The organism is Methylobacterium sp. E-016, from assembly GCF_022829745.1.
Classification (GTDB): domain Bacteria; phylum Pseudomonadota; class Alphaproteobacteria; order Rhizobiales; family Beijerinckiaceae; genus Methylobacterium.
In genome coordinates, this window is the sequence record NZ_JAKSYF010000113.1 from 92,300 (window position 1) to 116,603 (window position 24,304).

25 protein-coding genes are annotated in these 24,304 nt (G+C 71.4%); 10 read left to right on the forward strand and 15 right to left on the reverse strand.

Going from position 1 to position 24,304, the window contains the following annotated elements; translation table 11 throughout:
• Positions 1–74 precede the first annotated feature (74 nt).
• Positions 75–410, forward strand: a complete 336-nt coding sequence (locus MKK68_RS14230; protein ID WP_243935642.1) for a PepSY domain-containing protein — start codon at positions 75–77, stop codon at positions 408–410.
• 79 nt (positions 411–489) lie between these two features.
• Positions 490–774, forward strand: a complete 285-nt coding sequence (locus MKK68_RS14235; RefSeq protein WP_147858210.1) for a hypothetical protein — start codon at positions 490–492, stop codon at positions 772–774.
• A gap of 8 nt (positions 775–782) precedes the next feature.
• Here MKK68_RS14235 and MKK68_RS14240 read toward each other — a convergent pair whose 3' ends face one another.
• The 3 genes from MKK68_RS14240 to MKK68_RS14250 form a co-directional block, all read right to left on the reverse strand.
• Positions 783–1,652: an NAD-dependent epimerase/dehydratase family protein gene (locus MKK68_RS14240; RefSeq protein WP_244030847.1), complete on the reverse strand. Its 870-nt coding sequence runs from the start codon at positions 1,650–1,652 to the stop codon at positions 783–785.
• A 50-nt stretch (positions 1,653–1,702) separates the two neighbouring features.
• A complete protein-coding gene (locus tag MKK68_RS14245) occupies positions 1,703–2,710 on the reverse strand; it encodes an MraY family glycosyltransferase (RefSeq protein WP_244030828.1) in 1,008 nt (335 codons plus the stop codon).
• Positions 2,711–2,789: 79 nt separating this feature from the next.
• Positions 2,790–4,832: a protein meaA gene (locus MKK68_RS14250; RefSeq protein ID WP_147726860.1), complete on the reverse strand. Its 2,043-nt coding sequence runs from the start codon at positions 4,830–4,832 to the stop codon at positions 2,790–2,792.
• A gap of 302 nt (positions 4,833–5,134) precedes the next feature.
• Between MKK68_RS14250 and MKK68_RS14255 the strand changes: the two genes are divergently transcribed.
• Positions 5,135–6,607: a catalase gene (locus MKK68_RS14255; protein ID WP_147726859.1), complete on the forward strand. Its 1,473-nt coding sequence runs from the start codon at positions 5,135–5,137 to the stop codon at positions 6,605–6,607.
• A gap of 206 nt (positions 6,608–6,813) precedes the next feature.
• A complete protein-coding gene (ccrA, locus tag MKK68_RS14260) occupies positions 6,814–8,115 on the forward strand; it encodes a crotonyl-CoA carboxylase/reductase (protein ID WP_147726857.1) in 1,302 nt (433 codons plus the stop codon).
• A 261-nt stretch (positions 8,116–8,376) separates the two neighbouring features.
• Here the strand turns inward: ccrA and MKK68_RS14265 are convergent, their stop codons facing one another.
• From MKK68_RS14265 to MKK68_RS14300, 8 genes are all read right to left on the reverse strand, one after another.
• The gene (locus MKK68_RS14265; RefSeq protein ID WP_187274654.1) at positions 8,377–8,550 is read right to left on the reverse strand and encodes a hypothetical protein; all 174 of its coding nucleotides are present in this window, start codon (positions 8,548–8,550) and stop codon (positions 8,377–8,379) included.
• A gap of 216 nt (positions 8,551–8,766) precedes the next feature.
• Positions 8,767–9,279 carry a 5,6,7,8-tetrahydromethanopterin hydro-lyase gene (fae, locus tag MKK68_RS14270; RefSeq protein ID WP_147726855.1) on the reverse strand — a complete coding sequence of 171 codons (513 nt, stop codon included), beginning with the start codon at positions 9,277–9,279 and terminating at the stop codon, positions 8,767–8,769.
• Positions 9,280–9,501: 222 nt separating this feature from the next.
• The gene (locus MKK68_RS14275; RefSeq protein ID WP_244030829.1) at positions 9,502–10,350 is read right to left on the reverse strand and encodes a triphosphoribosyl-dephospho-CoA synthase; all 849 of its coding nucleotides are present in this window, start codon (positions 10,348–10,350) and stop codon (positions 9,502–9,504) included.
• Positions 10,350–11,258 carry a RimK family alpha-L-glutamate ligase gene (locus MKK68_RS14280; RefSeq protein WP_147842520.1) on the reverse strand — a complete coding sequence of 303 codons (909 nt, stop codon included), beginning with the start codon at positions 11,256–11,258 and terminating at the stop codon, positions 10,350–10,352. Before MKK68_RS14280 ends, MKK68_RS14275 begins: the two co-directional genes overlap by 1 nt.
• 253 nt (positions 11,259–11,511) lie before the next feature.
• Positions 11,512–12,480 carry a methenyltetrahydromethanopterin cyclohydrolase gene (gene mch, locus MKK68_RS14285; protein WP_244030831.1) on the reverse strand — a complete coding sequence of 323 codons (969 nt, stop codon included), beginning with the start codon at positions 12,478–12,480 and terminating at the stop codon, positions 11,512–11,514.
• Entirely contained in the window at positions 12,416–13,615 is a 1,200-nt protein-coding gene (locus MKK68_RS14290) for an ATP-grasp domain-containing protein (RefSeq protein WP_244030833.1), read from the reverse strand. Before MKK68_RS14290 ends, mch begins: the two co-directional genes overlap by 65 nt.
• Before the next feature lie 25 nt (positions 13,616–13,640).
• Entirely contained in the window at positions 13,641–14,534 is an 894-nt protein-coding gene (locus tag MKK68_RS14295; protein ID WP_147842522.1) for an NAD(P)-dependent methylenetetrahydromethanopterin dehydrogenase, read from the reverse strand.
• Positions 14,535–14,615: 81 nt separating this feature from the next.
• Positions 14,616–15,590 carry a beta-ribofuranosylaminobenzene 5'-phosphate synthase family protein gene (locus MKK68_RS14300; protein ID WP_147728226.1) on the reverse strand — a complete coding sequence of 325 codons (975 nt, stop codon included), beginning with the start codon at positions 15,588–15,590 and terminating at the stop codon, positions 14,616–14,618.
• 335 nt (positions 15,591–15,925) lie between these two features.
• On the opposite strand from MKK68_RS14300, the gene MKK68_RS14305 reads away from it, so the two are divergent.
• The 6 genes from MKK68_RS14305 to MKK68_RS14330 all read left to right on the forward strand — a co-directional run bounded on the left by MKK68_RS14305 (position 15,926) and on the right by MKK68_RS14330 (position 21,239).
• Entirely contained in the window at positions 15,926–16,954 is a 1,029-nt protein-coding gene (locus MKK68_RS14305; RefSeq protein ID WP_244030835.1) for a formyltransferase, read from the forward strand.
• Positions 16,954–18,597: a formylmethanofuran dehydrogenase subunit A gene (locus MKK68_RS14310; RefSeq protein ID WP_243935658.1), complete on the forward strand. Its 1,644-nt coding sequence runs from the start codon at positions 16,954–16,956 to the stop codon at positions 18,595–18,597. The genes MKK68_RS14305 and MKK68_RS14310 overlap by 1 nt, the downstream gene beginning before the upstream one ends.
• A gap of 33 nt (positions 18,598–18,630) precedes the next feature.
• The gene (gene fhcD / locus MKK68_RS14315) at positions 18,631–19,584 is read left to right on the forward strand and encodes a formylmethanofuran--tetrahydromethanopterin N-formyltransferase (RefSeq protein ID WP_147842526.1); all 954 of its coding nucleotides are present in this window, start codon (positions 18,631–18,633) and stop codon (positions 19,582–19,584) included.
• Positions 19,581–20,375: a formylmethanofuran dehydrogenase subunit C gene (locus MKK68_RS14320; RefSeq protein WP_147858209.1), complete on the forward strand. Its 795-nt coding sequence runs from the start codon at positions 19,581–19,583 to the stop codon at positions 20,373–20,375. The genes fhcD and MKK68_RS14320 overlap by 4 nt, the downstream gene beginning before the upstream one ends.
• 144 nt (positions 20,376–20,519) lie before the next feature.
• Positions 20,520–20,726, forward strand: coding sequence for a hypothetical protein (locus MKK68_RS14325; RefSeq protein ID WP_147729737.1), 207 nt, complete (start codon positions 20,520–20,522; stop codon positions 20,724–20,726).
• Between the two features lie 117 nt (positions 20,727–20,843).
• The gene (locus MKK68_RS14330; protein ID WP_243945717.1) at positions 20,844–21,239 is read left to right on the forward strand and encodes a hypothetical protein; all 396 of its coding nucleotides are present in this window, start codon (positions 20,844–20,846) and stop codon (positions 21,237–21,239) included.
• Positions 21,240–21,351: 112 nt separating this feature from the next.
• Here MKK68_RS14330 and MKK68_RS14335 read toward each other — a convergent pair whose 3' ends face one another.
• From MKK68_RS14335 to MKK68_RS14350, 4 genes are all read right to left on the reverse strand, one after another.
• Complete coding sequence (locus MKK68_RS14335; RefSeq protein ID WP_187274652.1) at positions 21,352–21,528, reverse strand: hypothetical protein; 177 nt, start codon at positions 21,526–21,528, stop codon at positions 21,352–21,354.
• A 95-nt stretch (positions 21,529–21,623) separates the two neighbouring features.
• A complete protein-coding gene (locus MKK68_RS14340; RefSeq protein WP_244030836.1) occupies positions 21,624–22,343 on the reverse strand; it encodes a cache domain-containing protein in 720 nt (239 codons plus the stop codon).
• Between the two features lie 288 nt (positions 22,344–22,631).
• Entirely contained in the window at positions 22,632–23,066 is a 435-nt protein-coding gene (locus MKK68_RS14345) for a GlcG/HbpS family heme-binding protein (RefSeq protein ID WP_147726365.1), read from the reverse strand.
• A gap of 175 nt (positions 23,067–23,241) precedes the next feature.
• Positions 23,242–24,216: an HpcH/HpaI aldolase/citrate lyase family protein gene (locus MKK68_RS14350; protein ID WP_147726364.1), complete on the reverse strand. Its 975-nt coding sequence runs from the start codon at positions 24,214–24,216 to the stop codon at positions 23,242–23,244.
• Positions 24,217–24,304: the final 88 nt, after the last annotated feature.

The following is a 24,304-nucleotide window of genomic DNA, read 5'->3' on the forward strand; positions in this document are numbered from 1 at the left end:
CCCCGCCGATTGAGGCGACGACCGAACCGAGCGCAGTTTCCGTACAGGGAGTGTGCCGAAGGAAGGACGAATTCATGCGGACGAAGACGTTTCTCGCAGGCCTCACGATGGTCGCCGGTCTCGGCGTGGCCGGGCTCGGCGTCGCTGCGCCGGCCTCGGCGCAGGGCATCCAGATCGGACCGGGCGGCGTTCGCGTCGATCCCGGCTATCGCGACCGCGGGCCCCGCGACGACATCGACTTGAGCCGCGGCGAGGCGATCCGGATCGCCCGTCGCGAGGGCCTCGCCGACGTCGACAACGTCGACCGCCGCGGGCCGCGCATCATCGTTCGCGGATCGGATCGTCGTGGCGACGACATCACGGTGGTGGTGGACAGCCGCTCGGGCGACGTGATCGACGTTCGCCGCTGACGCCATCGCCTCGGTGTCGTAGGATCGAGCCCCGGCCTCGCGGCCGGGGCGTTCTTTCGGCCGAGGCCTGCCTTCGATCATGCCGTCCCGCGCCGCCGCATCGCTTCGCCGAAGCTCCATCGTCGCCGCTGCGGCGTTCGCGATCGTCCTGCCCGGGGCCTTATCCGCAAGCGCCGAAAGTTGCCGCGCCGCCGTCGGGGCGCGTCAGGCCGAGCGGCTGGTCGAGCGCTGCATGTCGGTCTCCCCGGCGACCCATCCGCCCTGCAACGCGGACAATGCCTGCGCCCTGATCGAATCCGAGATCGCCCGGGGCTGCGGGATGATCGACGACGGCACCGCGCCGTCGTTCTGCCGGGACGACTGATCCGCCGATCAGGCCGACAGGCGCGCGAGCCGAGCGAGGCCGTCCCGCGTCGTGCCGGCCGGCGCCCAGCCGAGGGCCGCCAAACCGTCGCTGCGCGCGACCAGATTCTCGGCCAACCGCGAGAAGGTCGCCTCTCGCCCAGTCAGGCGGCAGGCCAGCCCGATCGCCGCCGAGGGTATCGGAACCAGGCCGGGCCGTCGGCCGAGCCCGGCGCGCAGGGCCGTCAGCATCTCCGGGAGCGTCGGCGCGTCGGGGTCGGCGACGACCAGCGGCCGGTCCAGCGCGGCGTCGGTCCGCAGCACCGTGTCGATCGCCGCCGACACGCTCTCGACCGAGACCAGCGACCGGCGGCCGGCCAGCGATCCGAGCGGAAGCGGATACGGCGAGCGGGCGAGCTGCACCAGCGCGGCCATGTTGCCCTTCACGCCGGCGCCGTAGACCAGGACGGGCCGCAGGGCGACCCAATCGAGGCCGATCGCGTCGAGCGCCCGCTCGGCCTCGAGCTTGGAGCGGCCGTAGGCGTCGGTGGGAGCCGGATCGTCGGCCTCCGTCACGGTCCCGGCGGCGGTCGGGCCGGTCTGCGCACGGATCGATGACAGGAACACGAAGCGGCGCACCCGCGCCCGCGCGGCGGCTTCGGCCAGGCGCCGCGTCGCCTCGGTGTTGAGCGTGCGGTAATCGTCCTCCGGTGCGCCCGACATCGCGTGCGCGAGGCCGGCCGAATGCACCACCGCATCGACGCCGGCGAGCGCCGCCGCCATGTTCATCGGCCGGGTCAGGTCGCCGACGATGGCGCTCGAGGCACCCTCCGGCATCGCGTCCACCGGCCGCCGCAGCAGCAGGCGGACGCGGTAGCCGCGCGCCGTCAGATCTCTCATGACGTGCCGGCCGATGAAGCCGGTCGCCCCGGTGAGCGCGATCAGTTGGCTCAAGACGTCGTCACTCCGTGCTTGGCCGGCGCCCGCGCGAATCGAACCAGCACCGATCCGACGAGACCGCATCCGACCGCCAGGGCACCGAGGGTGATGGCCGGCGAGGGCCAAAACAAGGTCGCTTCGGCGAGCGCGGCCAGGCACGCGTTGAGCGCGAGCACGCGTCCGACGACGCCGGTCACCGCGATGCCGTTCGTGGTGGCCCGCTGGTAGAAGTGGCTGCGATGCGCCTGCCACACCGGCTCGCGCCGGGCGGCGCGCCGGATCAGCGTGAGGGTGGCGTCGGCGAGGTAGTAGAGCGGCAGCAGGATCGCCGCGGCGAGGCCGCCCGCGAGGGCGAGCCGGTACAGCAGCCAGGCCAGGATCAGCCCGAGTGGCAGCGAGCCGACATCGCCGAGGAAGAGCTTCGCCACCGGCCGGTTGAACGGCGCGAAGCCGAGCATCGCCCCGAGCAGGGCCGCGGCGACGAGGATCGCCGCCGGCGGCAAGGCGCCGGACCCGCCGAGCAGGATCAGCGCGCCGGTAACGGGCACCGTTTCGGCGACCGTCATCCAGTCGAGCCCGTCCATGAAGTTGACGAGGTTCACGAACCAGATCCCGGCGAGCACCGCGAGCACCCGTTCCACCGCGAGCGGCAGGGTCGGCACCAGCCGTCCGTCGACGCTCGCCACCAGGGCGGCGACGACGAGGGCCTGCAGCACGAGGCGAAGCGACGCCGGCAGCGGGCGGATGTCGTCGACGGCGCCGACCAGGGCGAGCACCACGGCGCCGAGCCCGAGCACCAGCACGTCGCGGCCCGCATCCGGCGCGGCGAGCAGCAGCCCCGTCACCGCGAGGGTCGCCGCGACGACGGCGATCCCCCCGCCCTGCGGCGTCGGCTCGGTGTGGCTCGAGCGCGCGTTGGGGCGGGCCAGCGCGTAGCGGACCAGCAGCGGCCGGAGCCGGACGATCAGGCCGGCGCTGAGGGCCGCGGCGAGCGGAACCGCGATGAGGGGGGCGAGCATGGTGCCGCTCTACGCTCCCGGGCCGCCCGGGTGAAGCCGTCGGGTGCGCGCGTGTCGCTGCAGCCGGCGGCCTCGCGCCTCAATAGACCTGCGCCGCCGCGTCCTTGCCCTTCGCGGCGCCGTCGGTGCGGTTGGTCTTGTCGATCGCGCGCTCGACCACCTTGGCGATGCCGATCATGATCGTGTCGATCACGTAGTCCTTCGGCGTATAGACCGCCGAGACGCCCATGTTCTTCAGGACCAGCTCGTCGTCGGGCGAGATGATGCCGCCGACCACGAGCGGGATGTGGTCGAGGCCGGCCTCGCGCATCTTCGCCTTCACGTCGCGCACCAGCGGGACGTGGCTGCCGGAGAGGATCGAGAGGCCGACCACGTGGGCGCCGGTCTCCTTCGCCTTCGCGACGATCTCGGCCGGGGTCTGGCGGATGCCGTCGTAGGTCACGTCGAATCCGACGTCGCGGGCGCGCAGCGCGATCTGCTCGGCGCCGTTCGAGTGGCCGTCGAGGCCGGGCTTGCCGACGACGAGGCGCGGCTGCTCGCCGAGGCGCTCGCCGAGATCGGCGATCAGCAGCTTGGCCTCCTCGGCGGCACCGGACGAAACGGTCTGAAGAGTGACGCCGGTTGGCGCGCGGTACTCGCCGAACACCTCACGCAGGCGCGTCCCCCACTCGCCGGTCGTGACGCCGGCCTTCGCGGCGGCAATCGAGACCGGCATGATGTTGGCACCCGAGCGCGCCGCCGCCTCGAGCTCCTCGAGCGCCTTGCCGACGGCGTTGTCGTCGCGCTTCGCGCGCCAGTCCCGGATGCGGGCCTCGGCCTCCATCTCGACCGTCTCGGACACGGTGAAGATCGCGCCCTCGCCTGCGGTGAGCGGCGAGGGCTCGCCCTGCTGCCACTTGTTGACGCCGACGACGATCTGGTCGCCGGCCTCGATCGCCGAGATGCGGCGGGCATTGGATTCGACGAGCGACCGCTTGAGCGCGCCGGTCTCGACCGCGGCGACCGCGCCGCCGATCCCGCCGATGCGCTCAAGCTCGGCCCGTGTCTCGACCTTGAGCGCCTCGACCTTGGCGTCGATCACCTTCGAGCCGTCGAAGATGTCGTCGTACTCGAGCAGGTCGGTCTCGAAGGCGAGGATCTGCTGCATCCGCATGGACCACTGCTGGTCCCACGGGCGCGGCAGGCCGAGCGCCTCGTTCCAGGCCGGCAGCTGCACCGCACGGGCGCGCGCCCGCTTCGACAGCGTCACCGCCAGCATCTCGATCAGGATGCGGTGGACGTTGTTCTCAGGCTGTTGCTCGGTGAGGCCGAGCGAGTTCACCTGCACGCCGTAGCGGAAGATCCGCTTCTTCGGGTCGTCGATGCCGTAGCGCTCCTGGGCGATCTCGTCCCACAGCTCGGAGAACGCGCGCATCTTGCAGATCTCGGTGACGAACCGCAGGCCTGCGTTCACGAAGAACGAGATCCGCCCGAACACCTCCGGGAAGCTCTCGGCATCGAAGTTCGGGTCGTCCCGCACGGTGTCGAGCACCGCGATCGCGATGGCGAGCGCGTAGGACAGCTCCTGCACCGGCGTCGCCCCGGCCTCCTGCAGGTGGTAGGAGCAGACGTTCATCGGGTTCCACTTCGGCACCTCCTTGGTCGTGAACAGGATCACGTCCTTGGTCAGCCGAAGGCTCGGCGCCGGCGGGAACACGTAGGTGCCGCGCGACAGATACTCCTTGATGATGTCGTTCTGGGTGGTGCCCTGCAGCCCCGAGAACGGCGCGCCCTGCTCCTCCGCCACCGCGAGGTAGAGCGACAGCAGCCACGGCGCCGTGGCGTTGATCGTCATGGAGGTGTTCATCTGGACGAGCGGGATGTCGTCGAACAACGTCCGCATGTCGCCGAGATGGGCGATCGAGACGCCGACCTTGCCGACCTCGCCGCGCGCCAGCTCGTGGTCGGGGTCGTAGCCGGTCTGGGTCGGCAGGTCGAAGGCGACCGACAGGCCGGTCTGCCCCTTGGCGAGGTTGCCCCGGTACAGCGCGTTCGATTCCTTGGCGTTCGAATGGCCCGCATAGGTGCGGATGATCCAAGGCTTGTCGCGCTTCACCCCGTCGACGCTCGCGCTCGCGCTCATGTCACCCGTCTCCGCTGATCCGTTCGTCGCGCGGCTCGCTCGCCCCGCCCCTTGCGGCGCACCGTAGCGAAGCCGTCGCGGGCCGTCATCTCATGCGAAGGGCCGGCGCCCGTCACCGGACGGCAAGGCGCCCGCAAAAATCTCAGGGTCGACATCAAGGAAATTTGACGGGGATCGGTGGCACCGCCGCGGTTTCGAACGGTTCCAAACCGCTCGACGCGCGTTGGCTGGCCGCATTCGGACCTGGACGCGCGGCGTGCGCGCCCGACCACGCGGATCACCAATCAAAGGAGCCCTGCACGATGGCAGACACCTCGCCCCGTCTGACGACGGCGTTCGGAAACCCGATTTCCGACAACCAGAACTCGCTCACCGCCGGCACCCGCGGCCCGGTGCTGATGCAGGATTACCATCTCATCGAGAAGATGGCGCATTTCAACCGGGAGCGGATCCCGGAGCGGGTCGTCCACGCCAAGGGCTACGGCGCCTACGGCACCTTCCGGCTGACCCGGAGCCTGTCGCAGTACACCCGTGCCAAGGTGCTGACCGAGGTCGGGCAGGACGTGCCGATGGTGGCGCGCTTCTCGACGGTCGGCGGCGAATCCGGCTCGGCCGACACCGCCCGCGATCCGCGCGGCTTCGCGCTGAAGTTCTACACCTCGGAAGGCAACTGGGACCTCGTCGGCAACAACACGCCGATCTTCTTCGTCCGCGACGCGATCAAGTTCTCCGACTTCATCCGCACCCAGAAGCGCGATCCGCGCACCCACCTGAAACCCCATTGGCGCCGCTGGGACTTCTGGGGCCTCTCCCCCGAGGCGATCCACCAAGTCATGATCCTGTACTCGGACCGCGGCACGCCGAAGTCGGCCCGCTTCATGAACGGCTACGGCTCGCACACCTTCTCGCTCTGGAACGAGGCTGGCGAGCGGCACTGGGTGAAGTTCCACTTCCACACCCAGCAGGGCATCCAGAACTTCTCTGCGGCGGAAGCCGACAAGATCGCCGGCGAGGATCCGGACTACTCGGCCGCCGATCTCTCGACCGCGATCGAGAAGGGCGACTTCCCGAAGTGGAAGGTCTCGGTGCAGCTGATGCCCGAGCTCGACGCCGATACCTACCGCATCAACCCGTTCGACCTCACCAAGGTCTGGCCGCACGGCGACTATCCGCTGATCGAGATCGGCGAGATGGAGCTCAACCGGAACCCGGAGAACTACTTCGCCGAAATCGAGCAGTCGGCCTTCGAGCCCTCGAACGTCGTGCCCGGCATCGGCTTCTCGCCGGACAAGATGCTGCAGAACCGCCTGCTCTCCTACGGCGACGCGCACCGCTACCGCCTCGGGATCAACTACCAGCAGATCCCGGTGAACCAGGCGAAGAAGGCCGCCGTCCAGACCTACCATCGCGACGGCGCGATGCGCACGGACGGCAACCACGGCGCGCAGGTCGACTACCAGCCGAACTCCTTCGGCGGGCCGGTCGAGGATCCGTCGGTGGCCGAGCCGCCGCTGCGGATCACCGGGGATGCCGGCCGCTACGGCTGGCCGGGCGACGACGCCGACCTCTACGGCCAGCCGCGGGACCTATGGACGAAGGTATTCGACGACGGCGAGCGCAAGCGGCTCGTGGAGAACATCGTCACCTCGATGGGCGACTCGCCGCGCCACATCCAGGACCGGATGATCGGGCACTGGTACAGGGTGCATCCCGACTTCGGCCGCGGGGTCGCGGAAGGTCTCGGCATCGAGACGAGCAAGGCCGCCGCCGAATAGTTTTTGGGTGGCCGCCAAGTTAATTTTGTATCCAGAAGGCGTCGGCATGAGCCGGCGCCTTTTTTCTTGTCGGACACCGTACTCCTGGCCTTTCGGACGACTTGCAGACCCTTGGACGCCTCATCCTTCGCCGTTATAGCGCTAGGCCGGAACCGCGGCGTCGTCAGAACCGCGAGCGGGCACGAAACGGATTCAGGAGAGAGACGATGGCTGCCAGCGCGGCACTGCAACCGGCCAGCGCCGGGACGGGCGAGGTCAAGGACCTCTACGAGATGGGCGAGATCCCGCCGCTCGGTCACGTGCCCGCCAAGATGTATGCCTGGGCGATCCGCCGCGAGCGCCACGGGCCGCCGGAGGATTCGCATCAGCTCGAGGTGCTGCCGGTCTGGGACATCGGCGACGACGAGGTCCTGGTCTACGTCATGGCCGCCGGCGTGAACTACAACGGCGTCTGGGCCGGCCTCGGCGAGCCGATCTCGCCCTTCGACGTGCACAAGGCCGCGTACCACATCGCCGGCTCCGACGCGTCCGGCATCGTCTGGGCGGTCGGCGCCAAGGTGAAGCGCTGGAAGGTCGGCGACGAGGTCATCGTCCACTGCAACCAGGACGACGGCGACGACGAGGAGTGCAACGGCGGCGACCCGATGTTCTCGTCCTCGCAGCGGATCTGGGGCTACGAGACTCCCGACGGCTCGTTCGCCCAGTATTGCCGGGTGCAGTCGCGCCAGCTGATGAAGCGGCCGCAGCACCTCACCTGGGAGGAGGCCGCCTGCTACACGCTGACGCTCGCCACCGCCTACCGCATGCTGTTCGGCCACGCGCCGCACACCGTCCGCCCCGGCCAGAACGTGCTGATCTGGGGCGCCTCGGGCGGCCTCGGCGTGTTCGGCGTCCAGCTCTGCGCCGCGTCCGGCGCCAACGCCATCGCCGTGATCTCGGACGAGTCGAAGCGCGACTACGTGATGAGCCTCGGCGCCAAGGGCGTCATCAACCGCAAGGACTTCGACTGCTGGGGCCAGCTGCCCAAGGTGAACTCGCCGGAGTTCAACGCCTGGACCAAGGAAGCCCGCAAGTTCGGCAAGGCAATCTGGGACATCACCGGCAAGGGCAACGACGTCGACATCGTGTTCGAGCACCCGGGCGAGGCGACCTTCCCGGTCTCGGCGCTGGTGGTGAAGCGCGGCGGCATGGTGGTGTTCTGCGCCGGCACCACCGGCTTCAACATCACCTTCGACGCCCGCTACGTCTGGATGCGCCAGAAGCGCATCCAGGGCTCGCACTTCGCCCACCTCAAGCAGGCCTCGGCCGCCAACCAGTTCGTGATCGACCGCCGGGTCGACCCGTGCATGAGCGAGGTGTTCCCCTGGGAGAAGATCCCGCAGGCGCATACCAAGATGTGGAAGAACCAGCACCCGCCCGGCAACATGGCCTGCCTCGTCAACTCTCCGCGCGCCGGCCTGCGGACGGTCGAGGACGTGATCGAGGCGGCGGGTTTTCCGCGCGGCTGACGCGAACTCTTCGAAGCTTTAAGACCCGCGTCCCTCAGGGGGCGCGGGTTTTTCTTTGGCCCTGGGATTCGCGCGCGGCGCGTCGTGGCACGCTCCCGTTCGGGCCATCGTCACGCATCGCGTCGAGGCGCCCGTGCCCACCCTCCCCCCTCTGCGGGGGAGGGTGGCCCCCGTGAGGGGGTCAGGAGAGGGGACGCACCGCACGTCCGCGACGGGCGACCCGACGAGGGTTCGAGCCGGTCGTGCAGCGTACCGTCCGCGCTAACGCTTCGTCTCGGTCCCCGGCAGGTGGCGCCCGTAGCTTTCCTGCTTGGTCGCCTTCTCGGTGATCAGGTCGGCGTAGGCCTGCCGCATCTCCGGGGAGACGGAAACCGTGCGGGCCTTCTCCTTCTTGCGCTTGGGCGCTTTCTTGAAGGTATTGCTCGTCTCGCTCATGCCGGGCCTCGCGTCGGGGTGGTCGGGGTCGGCGTGCCCGGATCTGGCTCGCCCGGGGCAGGCGGATCGCAAGGGAACGCGACGAACGAAAGAAGGCGGGGCGGCTTTCGCCGTCCCGCCTTCGTGTTTCTATCGTCCGAGGAAGATAGAGGCCAGTCGCTGGAGCAGGCCCCGCGGTGCGGGCGGAGGCGCGCTCTGCCCAGGACTGTCCCCGATCTAAGCGTTCGCGGCGAAGGGGTGGGTCGCGGACTTGCGCTGCTCGGTGACCGCGGCGGCCTTCGGCTCGCCGGAGACGGCGCGCTGGATCGACAGCTTGGTGGCCTCGTAGTTGTACTTCTGGATCTTGGCGTCGTCGGCCGCTTCCCAGTGGATGAACACGCCGACCAGGATGAACAGGTCGTCGGCCTCATCGGCGGGGATGATGCCCTCGGCGACGGCGTCCTGCACGGCCATGGCGACGCCATGCTGGGCGGGGCCGAACATCTGGACGGCCTGACGGGCGTCGTTGATGGTCACCTTGTTGAACATCAGGGTGTTGGGCTTGCACGGCAGGTTCGGCGCGATGACCGCGAGCAGGCTGGTGAAGCCGTGCTTGTTGTTCACGAGGCCGTTGCAGAAGGCGGTCTCGGCCGGCGAACCGCGCGGTCCGATGATCAGGTCGATGTGGGCGACCTCGTTGCCGTCGCCGACGAGGGCTTCGCCGACCTGGACCTTGGTGATCTTTGCCATTCGGGTTTTCTCCCTGGATTCCAAACTCAAGGACCGCGGCCCGTCGAGTCGGGCGCGGCCGGAAGCCATCCTTGTTCGCGACGCCCGGCCTTGGAAAAGCCGGGCCGGTTAGCCCGGATAGCGGCGCGGACCCTACAGCGCGGTCCGGCCCGTCACAACCCATGGCAACGCGCTGAAATCGATATTAAAAGTGCGGCCCGGCGCTTGACGGCGGGAACTTTTTCAGAGGACGCCCACAGGGTCCGCGACGCGGGCGCCCGCGGATGCGAGGGCATCGCAGAACAGCGTGGCGACGGTGAAATCGGCGCTGGTGCCGGGATTGATCCCGGCGGCCTTCCATGCCGCGTCGAGCGCCAGCAGGCGCTCCACAGGCCGGGCGCGCAGGTCGAGGCCTGTAAGCGCCTCCACGGCCTCGGACCGCACGGCCTCCGCCCGGTCGGCGCCGTGCTTGCGTGCCACGTGGCTGTCGGGAAACGCCTGCAGGTAGGCGAGATGCACGGCGGTGGTGCACCAGGCCGGTTCGAGATCCTTTTCGCGCGCGGCCGCCAGAGCCGGGAGGCCGACCCGGACGAGGTCGGCGAAGCCGTCGGTATAGGCGCGGGCGATGCGGTCGCGCGGGGCAGCCTCCTGCATTGCCGCCACCAGGGAATCCGGGGCCGGCGCGGCCACGTCGTGCCGTCCGGCCCGGCCGAGCCCGCCCGGGTTGGCGAGGCGGATCGCGTCGAAGACGCCTTGCGCATCCGCCGGTTCGAGGCCGGCCAGCACCTCGGCCACGGTGGTTCCGCGCTCGGCGGCCAGCGCCAGGGGCGCGCAGAGCAGCAGGATGCCGAGGTTGGTGTTCTGTCCCACCGCCGTCATCGTCGCCGCGACCGCGTCGCGGACCCGTGCGCCGAGCCCGGCTCCGCCGCGTGCCAGGGCGGGCGCCGACACCGCGGCGCTCGTCATGAAATCGGCCACCGCCATGCGATGGCCGGCGGCGTAGGCGTGGACGTTGCCGGGTTTCAGGGCGTCGAGCTCGGCCAGGCACGCCGCCTGGTACGAGGCCGCGATCGCCTCCGGCGCGAGGCGCATCAGGCGACCACGAGCCGCGGCCGGCGCGCGGACCGGACGGCGGCGAGGAAGCCGCGCACCACCGCCCCGGCGATGTCGACCTCCGAGACCTTTTGCAGCCCCGACCATGCCGGCATCGAGTTGACCTCGAGCACGAGGAAGCCGCCCTCCCCGTCCTCGACGAGGTCGATGCCGGTGTAGTCGACGCCGACCGCGGCGGCGGCGGCCTCGGCGAGCTCGGCCGCCCGCGCCGGCATCGCCCAGGGCAGCGGGCGGCCGCCGAGGTGGACGTTGGTGATCCAGCCGTCGCCCTCGCGGATCATCCCGGCGATGGCCCTGCCCTCGCAGACGAAGACGCGGTAGTCGCGCCACAGCCCGTCGCTGCGGGGCACGTAGCGCTGGAGGTAGTAGACCCGCGAGACCGCATCCTCCGGCGGCAGGTCGTCCGGCCGCTCGATCAGCTGCAGCCCCTCGCCCTGCGAGCCGAACAGCGGCTTCAGCACCAGGGGACGCCCGGGGCCGGCCTCGCGCGCGACGATCTCGGCGGCGGCCGTGCGCTTCGAGCAGACGAAGGTGTCGGGCGTCGGCAGGCCGGCGCGGGCGATCATCAGGCTGGTCGCCGCCTTGTCGACCGAGCGCTCGATCGCGACCGGCCCGTTCCAGACGGTGACGTCCGAGGCCACCAGCGCATGCAGCACGCCCAGACGCATCGTCGTGGCCTCGAAGGTACCGCCGGCGATGGTCCGCAGCAGCACGCCGTCGGGCAGCGTCCCGGCGAAGCCCGGCACCTGGAGGGGCTCGCCGCCGCCGGTGACGATCGCCACGTCGGCGAGCGAGAACAGCACCGGCTCGACGCCCTGCGCGCGAAGCGCCGCCAGGAGCCGGGCCTTGTGCCAATTGCCGTTGTCGGCCGCGAGCGCGATGCGCATTCTGTCGGTCACCCCAAGGATGGTTCAAGCCGCCGGTTCCGCCGACACGCATTGCCCTCCCGCTCCACGCCGTCATCCCGGGGCCGCGAAGCGGAGCCCGGGATCCAGAGGCGCCGACGGTGCCCGAGCTTGCCGCCACGGCGGATCTGGATTCCGAGCTCGCCTGCGGCGCCCCGGAATGACGATGGTGGGGAAACCCCGGGAGAGCCGCGGGCGATGGCCTTCGTGTCGTGAAAGCCGGCCTCGACTGCCGCTACGAGAACGACGCCTCGACCAGCTCCGGCATCAGCTTGCCGCCGCGGAAGGTCGCGCCGGTGCGGATGGAGGTCACGATCGCCTCGGCCGGCGAGAACAGCGCGCCGTCGATCTTGTAGAAGTCGCCGTTCACCCGCGAGAAGATCTCGGCGAAGGGCGCGCCGTGGTCGCTCGACGTGGTCGAGGGCAGCTGCTCGGCGAGCTGCTTGGCCTCCGCGTCGTCGGCGTCGACGAAGAGCTGGACCCGGCCGCCGTAGATGATCGCGTCGTTGGTGCGGCCCATCGCCTTGATGAAGTCCGGGTGCTGCGGCGACAGCGGCGCCGAGCCGATGCCGTCGACGATCCGGTGCAGGTCGAAGCCGACCGTGTGCGCCTTGTGGAGGGCGACCTCGAGCACGCGGGCAACGACCTGTGTCGCGCCGGCGAGGCTCTGGGTCGGCGCGAAGATGAAGGTCAGGTCCTCCGGGCGCAGGGAGCAGGCCTCGGCGACCTTGGCGACGACGCTGGCCGGCGGCCCGCCGGCGGCCTCGAGCACCAGGGCGGTCTTCGTGGCCGAATCGCGGTAGCCGAGCTCCTTGTAGAGGTCCTCGACCACGGCGACGGCGCGGCCCGGGCCGGAGCCGAGGGCGAAGAAGTCGGAATCGCCGTCCTCGTCGGCGAGCGACCAGCCGGCATACTGGCTGCCGAGGCAGGCCAGCACCGGGTCGGCGGCGTGGACGACCACCGAGTACGGCCAGGACGGGATCGGGCCCGACGGGCTGATCGAGACGGTACCGAGGCCGCCGAGGCAGATCTCGGCGATCCGGCGGCCGGCCTCGATCGAGCCGCGCGCCGAGGCGCCGGCATCGACCATGCGCGCGCCGCCCGGCGCCTGGGTCACGGACAGGCGCAGAACGTCGGCGTCAGCGACGAAGCGCTCCACCAGGGGCGTCGCGATGGCGTTCAGGCTCGGCTGGTTGGTGCTCATGCGTTTCCTCCTCGGACAGCCGGTCGCGCAAGCTGGCGATCCGGGTCCCCAATTCTTGTCGTGCCGCCGGCCCGTCCGGCCCCCCCGCCAGGACCGTGCAGAGCGGGGCGTCCCGCATCACCCGTGTACCGGCGCGGGGCCGGTCCCGCACGTGGTCCGGCCAGGCGACCGCCGGGACGACGGCGTGATCCCGCGCCGCGTAACAGATCTGCGAGGCCGCCGCATCCTCCGGCGCCGGCCCGATCTCGGGCGCGTGGTCGAGGCAGGCCTCGACATGCGCGTGCAGCAGCGGCACGCCGCGCCGGTCGAGCACGTCGAGGGTGGCGCCCGGGCGCGGGTTGATCTCGGTCAGCCACCATGCCTCGCCGTCGGACAGAAAGTCGACGCTCGCGAGCCCGCGCAGCCCGGTCGCGCGGACCAGCTCGTCGGCCGCCTCCGCGACGGCGGCGACGATGGCCTCCGGCAGCGCGGAGGCCTCCCGCCGCCCCGGCGCCAGCGCGCCGGCATAGCGGAACGGGCGTAGGGTAGACGGCACGCTCCACTGCTCGGTCAGCGCCAGGATGCGCGCGCCCGACGCGTCGGCCAGGATGTTGAGCGAGAAGGCGCGGCCCGGGACCCGGGCCTGGAAATAGGCGCCCGCCGGCGCCGGCCCGCTTGTCGCCGCGCGGATATGGCTCCCGCCCGAGCCCCCGGCCCGCTTGAGCAGCCAGGCCTTCGGGTCGTCGAGCCGCGCCCGCGTCACCGCCGGATGCGGGATGGCGAGCGTCGCGCACAGGGCCGCGAAGCGCAGCGGGTCCTTCAGCGCGGACACGGTCTCGGCCCCCGCGCCGACCAGGCGATGGCGCCGCGCGATCGCAGCGATCAGCGCCGGCGCGGCCTCGAAGCCGCTGCCGAGCACCACGCCGAGCGGAGCACCGCCGGCCATCGCCGACAGCGCGTCGAGATGGGCGAGCACCGTCTCCGCGAGCCGTCCCGTGCCGAACCGGCCCTCGAGAGGGCGATGCGCCGCGGCGAGTTCCAGGGTGTCCGAATCGGCGAACAGGTCGGCGACGAACGGGCGCAACCCGGCGCGGCGGGCGGCCTCGGCCAGGGCCCGCCCCGACTGGGCCGCGATCAGGATCGCCGCGCCGGCCATGATCGCCCCGCCGGCCTCGCCGGTCTCAGCCGGCGATCTCGACGGCGAGGGCGTAGGCGTCGCGGAAATCGAGGCAGAGCGGCGCCTCGGCCGCGAGCATCCGCCCGAACAGCTGCTTCTGCGTCTGGTACTTCACGTTGCCGACGGCGAGCGCGCCGATGCCGACGCCCTTGCCGACCGGAAGCGCCACGTCCACCGCGTTGACGTCGATCCCGGCGATGCCCGCCGGCGGCACCGCGTTGACGTCCGAGGCGACGAGCAGGTTCGGGGCCGCGCGCAGATCCTCGGCCGAGAGGATCGGGATGCCGGCGGGGCCGGCCGAAAGGATCACGTCGGCATCCGCGATCGCCTTGCGGCGGTCGTCCGGCGTGGTGCCGTCGATGGCGCCGACCTCGATCCCGAAGCGCCACTTCATCGTGAAGGCGATCTTCGAGACCCGCTCCTCGCCGTCATGGCCGACCAGCACCGTCCTGGCGCCTTCGAGCGCGCCGATCACCGCGGCGACGTAGGCGACGACGCCGGCGCCCCCGAAGATGACGATGCGCTTGTCCTTCAGGCCGGTGCCGAATTTCTGGCGCAAGGCCCGCGAGACCTGCGCCACCATCGCCGCGCCGGTGGTGAAGGAGCCGGCCGGGTCGGCGAACAGGTGGTTGGCGAAGGGCGGCACGAAGGCCTTCCTGGCCCGGTCGACCATGTCGAGGGCGTCCTCGGCGTTCTTGCCGCCGATGAAGATGCCGGTGCGGACGCCGTCTCCGGGGGCGCGCGAGAAGATCGAATCCTGCGTGAGCGAGACCACGTCCGGCAGCGTCACGTCGGTGTAGGTGACGATGGTCTCGAACCCGGCATCGACGGCCATGTTCACGTCGAACGGGCTCATGTGCTTGAGCGGCGTCAGCATGTGCAGGATCGAGCGGGCCATGGGGATTCCCTGTCTGGTGCGAGGATCGTCGGTCGGTGTCGTTGAGAGTCGCAATCGACGCCCGCGGTCAAGCGTGCCGGTTCAGGCGGTCGTGATCTCGGCGCCCGTGTTCCGGCCCCGCGCGATGAGGAAGCGCAGCGGGCCCGGCCGGTCCAGCCCGGCGACGAGCGCGCGGGCGTCGGCCTCCGACGGCATCAGCGCGAAGCCGGTCGGCCCCCAGGAGCTCTGGCCGTAGCCGGCGACGCCCTGGTCGGCGATCGTCCGCAGCGCCTCCGCGACGGCGGGGCTGGCGTAGCGCCCACCCTGGTGCGGCGCGAAGTGGTCGCCGATCAGGCGCTGGATCTGGGTGATGCCGGCGCCGAAGCCCTGCGGCTCGGCGAGCACCGCCGCCGGCATCACCTGCATCAGCACGATCCGGCAGATCTCGGCGGCCTGGCGCTCGGGAAAGCGCGGCAGCTCGGCGAAGGCGCGCTGCTCGCGCGAGCCATGGATGCCGGTGGCGTCGCGGTCGAGGATCAGCACGACGCGCCACGGGTCGGGGTAGGCCAGGCGGGCGATCACCGGCGGCGGCGCTCCGGTGGCGTCGCGTCCGCCGTCGACGATCAACCCGCCCTCGGTGAAGGCCGACAGCCCGACGCCGGACCGGTTGCCGCGATCGAGCGCGTTCGAGAAATCCTCGGCCGAGAACGGCTTGCCCCAGAGGCGGGCCAGGGCCGCGGCCACGCTGAGCGCGAGCTGCGTGCCCGAGCCGAACCCGGCATGAGCCGGAATCGCCTCCTCGACCCGGATCGCGACCGATTCGGCGACGCCGAGATGGCTCGCCGCCGCGTGGACGTAGCCGCGGACGCGGCCCTCCTCCGGTCCCGAGACGGACAGCCCGTCGGCGGCGCTCGCGGTGAGTCGGACGCCGGGGGCGTCGATCGCCAGGCCGATGCTGCCGAAGCGGCGGCCGAGGCCGCCATGCAGGTCGAGGAACCCGAAATGCAGGCGCGCCGGCGCGTGGACGTGGACGGAGCGCGAGGCGGCCTCGGAGCGGCCGCGTGCGGGTTCAGACACGTCGATCCCCTCCGCCTTCGCCACGCCGCTTCATCCTGCCGTCGCGGCGGACCTCTCGGGAAATCGGTCCCCGCGGGAGCCGGCTTCTCCCATGGAGGCGCCCCGCCGGGCAACCGCCTGTCGGGGCGAAGCGGCCGCAAATCGCGGCGACAGGGTTGCCTGCGGCGTCCGAGCGATGCAAACGTGCCCTCCAGCGCAGGCATTCCGAGTGCCGCCGGGTCGGGATCGCATCCCGTCCGGGCAGGCCATTCCGGCTGCGACGGTCCTTCGGCCGTCCTCCCCGGTCTTACGGCGACGATCTGCGACGCCTCAAGAAACGGTTCGGGTGAGGACGCATGACAGCCTGGGTGAAGGGTGACGCGACCGATGCGGAGGGCGCCATCGCGGCCGCCGCCGCTCTGCTCGCCGCCGCGCATGCATCGGTCTTCGCCGGACTGAACGCCGACGTCGCCGCGATTCGCGCTGCCTACCGCCTCGCCGGCACGATCGGCGCCTCCCTTGATACGCAGGGCGCCGCCGGCACCTACGCCGACCTCGGAGCGCTCAGCCGCGTCGGCGCGATGACGTCGACGCCGGCCGAGGTCCAGGGGCGCGCCGACGTGGTGCTCGTCGTCGGCGCCAAGGCCGGCACCAGCACCCTTGCCTCGGCCCTGCGCGGCAGCAAGCCGGTGCGCGGACTCGCGGCCGGGGCCGACCGCCAGGTGCTCGCCGTCGCCGGCGCATCCGCTCAGGCGCTGGCCTCCGACCTCGCCCTGCTCCGCGCCCATGCCAAGGGGCACCTCAAGGACGCCACCCCGCTCAACGAGATCGCCCGCGCGCTCTACGCCGCCCGGTACGGCGCGGTGCTCTACGACCCGGCCGAGCTCGGCGAGCTCGGCGTCGAGACGGTGCAGGGGCTGGTGCGCGACGTGAACGAGATCACGCGCTGCTTCGCGCTCTCGCTCGGCGGCCCCGACCAGGACCGCTCGGTGGTGCAGGTCGCGGCCTGGACCACGGGCCAAGCCCCGCGCACCGGCTTCGGCCGCAAGGTCCCCGAGCACGATCCCTGGCGCTTCGACGCCGCGCGGCAGGTCTCGACCGGCGAGGCCGACGCCGCGCTGTGGCTCTCGACGCTTCCGGCCGCGCGCCCCGACTGGCTCGGCGCCCTGCCCTCGATCGCGATCGTCGGCGCGGGCAGCCTCGAGGCCGCCCCCGGCACCGCCGAGGTCGTGATCGCGGTCGGCGTGCCCGGCGCGAGCGCCAGCGGCGTCCTCTGGAACGAGGGCCGCGCCGCCCTCACCTACCGACCCGGCACGGGGGGCGGCGCTTCGGCCGCCGACGTGCTGGCCCGCATCGAACACCATTTCGCTGGGAAGGATTCCTGATGCTGATCCGGATCCAGGGCGGCCGGGTGGTCGACCCGACGGCCGGCCGCGACGGCGTCGGCGACGTCTGGGTGGAGGACGGCCGCGTCGTCGCCCCCTCCGAGCGGACCCCCGACCGCACCGTCGACGCGACGGGCTGCGTGGTGATGGCCGGCGGCGTCGAGGTGCACTCGCACATCGCCGGCGGCAACGTCATCACCTCGCGGCTGCTGCTGCCCGACCTCTACGTCAGCGAGACGGCGCCGAACGGCCACCCCTTCGCCCATGCCGGCGGCGCGGCGGCCTGGATCGGCGCGGCCTACGCCAAGATGGGCTACACCACGGCGGTCGAGCCGGCGATGCCGCCGACCCACGCGCTCGCGACGCAGCTCGAATTGGCCGACATCCCGCTGCTCGACCGCGGCGCGCTCGCGGTGATGGGCAACGACGACCAGCTGCTGCAGCTGCTGCGCGCGGGCGAGAGCCGGGACGCGGTCCGCGACCTCGTGGCGCTCAACGTGGCGCAAAGCCGGGCGCTCGGGGTCAAGTGCATCAACGCCGGTGGCGCCTCGGCCTTCAAGGACGGCGTGCTCAAGCTCAGCCTCGACGACGAGATCCCGGTCTACGGGCTCTCGACCCGCAAGATCATGGGCTCGCTCCTCGACGCGGTCGAGGCGATCGGCGTGCCGCACCCGCTGCACGTCCACTGCAACAACCTCGGGCTGCCCGGCGCCGACGACAGCTTCATCGAGACGCTGGATGCGGCCGAGGGCCGGCGCATCCACTTCGCCCACGCCCAGTTCTACGCCTACGGCGCGGCCGACCCCGCGAATCCGGGCACAGGCGGCTTCCGCTCGGCGGCGCGCCGCATCGTCGACGCAATGCACGCGAACCCGAACGCGACCCTCGACATCGGGCAGGTGGTGTTCGGCCAGACCGTCACGGTCTCGATGGACATCCTGCGCCAGTTCGGCGGCCGCAAGGGCGCCAACCCGAAGAAGTGGGTGCTGAACGCGGGCGATGCCGAGGGCGGCGGCGTGGTGCCGTTCCTGTACAAGCCGCGCGGGCCGACGAGCTCGCTGCAATGGGCGATCGGCCTCGAGATCATGCTGCTCTCGAACGAGCCCGAGCGCACGATCCTGACCACCGACCACCCGAACGGCGGCCCGTTCACCGCCTATCCGCGCATCATCCACCTGCTGATGGACAAGGAGGAGCGCGACCGCGAGATCGCGACGCTGCCCAAGGTCGTCGGCGAGCGCTCGTCGCTGCCCGAGATCGAGCGCGAATACTCCTTCTCCGAGATCGCCGAGCTGACCCGCTCGGGGCCGGCCAAGCTCCTCGGCCTTTCCGATCGCGGGCACCTGCGCGCCGGCGCGCGCGCCGACATCGCGGTCTACCGCGAGGACAGGAACCGCACCGCGATGTTTGCGAGCGCCAAGCTCGTGCTCAAGGACGGCGTGGCGATCGTCGAGGACGGCGAGGTCGTGCACTGGCACGTCGGCCGCTCGCTGTCGCTCACGGTCGAGTCCGACAAGGCGATGGAGCGCCGCACCGACGCCTACCTGCAGGACCGGTTCGGCCAGGGGCTCGACAGCTTCGCCGTGCCGGACGCGGCCTTCCCCGAGGCTGAGGTGTTCGAGGACGTGGCATGCCGGGCATGAGCGAGCGGCTTTGCGCGAGGGACGGGAACCGGAATGTCTGACCTCACCCTCAACGGCATCCGCGTCGAGGACACCTTCGCGGAGGCGTTCGACGTCGCCGGCACCGCGATCGTCGTCACCAACGACACCGCGAAGTGGGCGATGATCGCGGCCACGACCATGACCGGCTTCGCCACCTCGGTGATCGGCTGCGGCGCCGAGGCCGGGATCGACGCCGAGCTGTCGCCCGAGGAGACGCCGGATGGGCGCCCGGGCGTGCGCATCCTGCTGTTCGGCTTCGAGCCGAACGGGCTCAAGGAGCAGCTGCTGAAGCGCGTCGGGCAGTGCATCCTCACCTGCCCCGGGACGGCGTGCTTCGCCGGCGTCGAGGGGCCGACCAAGATCAAGCTCGGCGGCGCGATCCGCTACTTCGGCGATGGTTTCGCCATCGCCAAGCGCCTGCCGGACCACACCGGCAGGATGCGGCGCTACTGGCGCATCCCGGTGATGGACGGCGAGTTCCTGTGCGAGGATTCCGTGCGCGCGGTCGACGGCGCGGTCGGCGGCGGCAACCTGCTGTTCCTCGGCCGCACCCACGCCGAGACGCTGACGGTGGCCGAGGTCGCCGTGGAGGCCGCCAAGGCCATCCCCGGGGCGATCCTGCCCTTCCCCGGCGGCATCGTCCGCTCCGGCTCGAAGGTCGGCGGCCGCACCAAGGGCATGATGGCCTCGACCAACGACGCCTACTGCCCGACGCTGAAAGGCCGGGCCGGCTCGGCGCTGCCGCCCGAATGCGGCGTGGTCCTGGAGATCGTCATCGACGCGCTGACCTCGCAGGGCGTCTCCGATTCGATGCGGGCGGCGCTCCACGCCGCGACCGAGATCGGCGCGCAGCACGGCCTCGTCGCGGTCACCGCCGGCAATTACGGCGGCAACCTCGGGCGGCACCACTACCGCCTGCGCGACTTGCTCGACAAGAATCCCGCCGCGAAGGAGACCGTAGCGTGAGCGTCCTCTCCCTGCGGCAGGCGCCCCCCGAGCGCCTCGACTTCCTCAACATCGCGCCGGCGACCCTGGCCGCGCTCTCGCCGGCCGAGGCCGAGCGCCTGCCGATCGGCACCACCCGGCGCGGCCTGGTGCTCGGCGACTGCTTCCAGGTGTCGCTCGACGGCGGCGACAGCCTCACCATCGAGGGTGGCCACGAGCGGCTCGACCGCGTCGGCGGCGCGCTCGCGGCCGGCACGATCCGCGTCGTCGGCGACGTCGGCCAGCGGCTCGGCGAGGGCATGGCCGGCGGCACGCTGACCGTCACCGGCACGGCCGGCCCGTTCGCCGGCACCGGCGCCACCGGCGGCACCATCACCATCGCGGGCGATGCCGGCGATTACGCCGGCGGCGCGGTCTACGCGGCCAAGGCCGGGCTCGACGGCGCGACGCTGGTCATCAAGGGCACCGCCGGCCGCCATCTCGGCGACCGCATGCGGCGCGGGCTGATCCTGGTCGAGCGCGCGGGCGATTACGCCGGCTCGCGGATGATCGCCGGCACGATCGCCGCCGGGTCCGTCGGCGACGACGCCGGCTACGGCATGCGCCGCGGCACGCTCCTCCTCGGCAGCCACGGGCGCCTGACGCCGACCTTCGTCGAGACCGGCGAGCACGACCTCGTCTTCCTGCGGCTGCTGGCGCGCTCGCTCAAGACCCTGAGCCCGCGCCACGCCGAGATCGCCGCCGGCCCGCTGCGGCGCTATTCCGGCGACCTCGCGACGATCGCCAAGGGCGAGATCTGGGCGGCGGCCTGAGAGCCGCTCCTGCCTCCCCTCGCAGTGGGGGGGAGGCAGGCTCACGTGCCGTCCTCGCCGCAGCACTTCCCACGGACCTCGGCGTCGCCTTAAGATCCTCTCAACCCGGCCGCGGAGCCGGGACCCTGCGAGGACGTCCTGCCGATGCTGATCCTGCTGTCCGCCTGCCTGCTGTCGCAACCGACGCAGTGCCACGACGACCAGATCCCGATGTCCTACGAGGGCAGCAACCCGTTCATCTGCCTGCGCCACGCCCAGAGCGTCCTCGCCGAATGGCAGGCGGCGCACCCCGACCTCCACGTCGCGAAGTGGCGCTGTGCCGTGCGCGGCACGGTGCCGAAGGACCTGTGACCGCCGCGGATCGAAGCTGAACGGATCCCGACGCGTCCGCTCGCGAACGGTTCAGCCTCCCTCGATCATCCTCCGGGCTTCGATGGCCGCCGGCCACGCATTGCGCGAGGACATGTCGTGTCGCTCCACCGTTTCCGTCTTGCCGGGTTCTGCGCGCTCGTCCTCGCGGGCCAAGCCTCCGTCGGCGCCGCACGGGCCGCGGATTTCGACGGGCCCTATCCGCCGCCGCACCCGGAATACGGCGGCTACGCCCACCGGGAGCCGCCCCCGCCCGAGCCGGCCTTCCGCCGCCCGCGCTTCACCGCCGGCCCGGATTTCGAGCCGCCCGAGCGCTGCCGCAGCTTCGTGAAGCGCCGCATCGACGCCTATGGCGAGGAGGTGGTGCGCCGTGTCCGGGTCTGCGACGAGCCGGGCGGATACGATGACGGCCCCCGTCGCCCGGTCGTCTTCGATCACCCGCCGCGGCCGCCGGTCGACATCCCGGATCGCGATTGGGGCGGCCCGCGCTGGTAGCCCGGGGGGCGAGGACGCCCCCGCCTGAGATGAATGAGATCTCCGTGGCGGAAAACGCGACGTCCCGCCGTGTCGACGATCATCCTGCGATCCAGGGATCACGGGATCGACGTCACGCCCGGACCGGCGCCTTCTTGAGGGCGGCGGCGAAGGCCTTCAGCTGGCGGTTCAGGTCCGCCAGCTCGTTCAGCGCGATCGTCTTGTGCCCGTCCTTGACGGCACGCTCGATGTCCTCGACCTGCGAGGCGGCGAGGCGCCGGATTGCGGTGGCGACTTGGTCACGGGTCAACGGCGCCTCTCCCGGCACGACGCATGAGGGATGCTCGGTGATAGGTCGACAGGCTTAACCGTTGGTGTGCGGGCCTCCTCGCGCGCGGGCCCGCATCAGTCGTCCGGCGCGGTCGGCGGGGGCGGCGCCAGCGCGGCCTCGGCCGCCTGCAGGCCGGCCCGCGCCTTCGCCATCGCCGCGGCCTTGGCGCCGGTCTCGGCGTTCAGCGCTTCGAGGAAGGCGGTCCAGTTCCCGCGCAGCGCCGGCGGCATCTCGGCGTCGAGACGGTCGCGCAGCTGCGCCATCCGGGCGACGGGGCTGTCCGCCGGACCGGCCCCGTCCGAATCGTAGACGCCGACGCCGCACACCTGGTCGCCGGCGCGGGTGTAGTAGGTGGTCTTCTGGAGCGCGACGGTGCTGCCCGGTTTGGGGAACAGGTAGCGGATCTCGGCGACCGTGCCGGCCTTGGCCGTCTCCAACATCTGGCGGATAAAGTAGGTGCCGTTGCTGTCGTGCAGGTCGCGCACGTTCTGGCCATGCAGGATCGGGTTGGGATGCGCGCTCATCACGCCGTCCGGCCCGACGCAGAAGACGTAGGTGTCGGCGGTGCGGAACCCCGCCTCCCCCTTGGTGAAATGCGTGAGCGCCGCCGGCGCGTCGGCCGCGATCGCCGCGACGACGTGCTTCAGCATCCACTTGGCGGAGGCTTCCGAGCCGGCATCGCCGCAGGAGACCGGCGCCTCCCCGTCGCCGCAGGCGCGCCCTGGCTGGGGCGTCGCCGCCAACCCGATCGCGGCGAGGAGGGACGCAGCGAATACGGAGCGAAGCAATGCCATCGGTCGCGCCTCGACGATCAAGCGAAGGCCCGCGCGCGGCGGCAAGGCGTGCGCACGTCCGTTGCAGATGGATCCGTGGCTCGACAAGTCATGGTCGAAGCAGCCGGGATGGACGGCAGCTTCCATCGATTTCGTCGAATCTTCAAGCGCGAAATCGAGCATTCGAAACGCGCGAAAACAGTAGACCGGCGCGCGTCGGCGCCGGTGCATCTCCTGCGGGCCGAAGCGGCGCGACCCGTCCGCGGGTCGCGCCCTCGGCGCCGGGCATCGGCGTGGCCGTGGCGCGGCTCAGGTCCGCCAGGGGTGGGCCGGCAGCTCGGTCTTGCCGATCGTGCTGGCGCCGGCCTCGGCCACCACGTGGTCGTTCTCCACGGTCGAGCCGCTGACGCCGATGGCGCCTGACATCTCGCCGTCCGCGTCGACGATCGGGATGCCGCCGGGGAAGGTGATCAGCCCGTCGTTCGAGTGCTCGATGCCGTAGAGCGGGCCGCCCGGTTGCGACAGCGCGCCGATCTGTCCGGTCATCATGCCGAAGAACACCGAGGTCTTGGCCTTCTTCTGGGCGATGTCGATCGAGCCGACCCAGGCGCCGTCCATGCGGTAGAACGCCTTCAGGTTTCCGCCGGAATCGACGACGGCGATGCACATCTGCGTGCCGAGTTCGGCGGCCTTGGCTTTGGCGGCGGCGATCGCGGTCTCCGCCTGCTCGATGGTGACGTGCATGGTGTCATCTCCCTGATGGCGCCGCCGGACCGGGGCGCGTCGTCCCCGCAGCCTCGGCGGGGATACCGATCGACAACGGCCGAGGTTGCGCCCGGTGCCGAGAACAAGGACGGCCGCCCCGGATGTCCCGGGGCGGCCGCGGATCGATCGCGTCGGTCGGCCTGCCTCTGCCGGCCTACTTGGCCGACATCGCGTTGGCCTTCTCGATCAGCGCCTCGGCCATGCGGATCGAGGCGATGTCGATCAGGCGGCCATCGAGGGAGACGGCGCCGCGGCCGGCCTTGGCGGCCTCTTCCATCGCCACGAGGATGCGGCGCGCCTTGGTGACCTCGGCCTCGGACGGGGTGAACACCTCGTTGGCGAGGTCGATCTGTGAGGGGTGGATCGCCCACTTGCCCTCGTAGCCGGCCGACGCGCAGCGCCGGGCCGCGGAGGTGTAGCCGTCGGGATCGGAGAAGTCGCCGAACGGGCCGTCGATCGGGCGCAGGCCGTAGGCGCGGCAGGCCACCAGCATGCGCTGCTGGGCGAACAGCCACGGATCCTGCCAGTGGGTCTCGCGCTTGCCGCTCTCGTCCTTGTCGGTGAGCACGCTGTAATCGGGGTTCACCCCGCCGATGACCTGGGCGCGGGCGCGGCAGGACGCGGCGTAGTCGGCGACGCCGAAGGACATCGCCTCGAGGCGCTTCGAGGAGGTCGCGATCGCCTCGACGTTGGCCATGCCGAGCGCGGTCTCGATCAGCACCTCGAAGCCGAGCTTCTTCTCGCGCTTCTTGGCCTGCTCGATCTGCGTCACTAGCACGTCGATGGCGTAGACGTCGGCCGGCACGCCGACCTTCGGGATCAGGATCATGTCGAGGCGCGGACAGGCTTCGACGATGTCGACCACGTCGCGGTACATGTAGTGGGTGTCGAGACCGTTGATGCGGATCATCATGGTCTTCGAGCCCCAATCGATATCGTTGAGGGCAGCGATGATGTTGGTGCGGGCCTTCTCCTTGTCGTCCGGCGCGACCGCGTCCTCGAGGTCGAGGAAGATCACGTCGGCGTTCGAGGTGGCCGACTTCTCCATGAAGGTCGGGTTCGAGCCCGGCACCGCGAGTTCGGAGCGGTGGAGCCGCGGGGTGGCCTGCTGGACGAGGGTGAAGCTCATGGGGGGTCTCCTGTTTCCCTGGGAAGTCGGGCGGCTTGCGGTGCCGCCGTCAGAGCGCGGGCTCAGCTAGGCCGCCCGAACCGTCGGT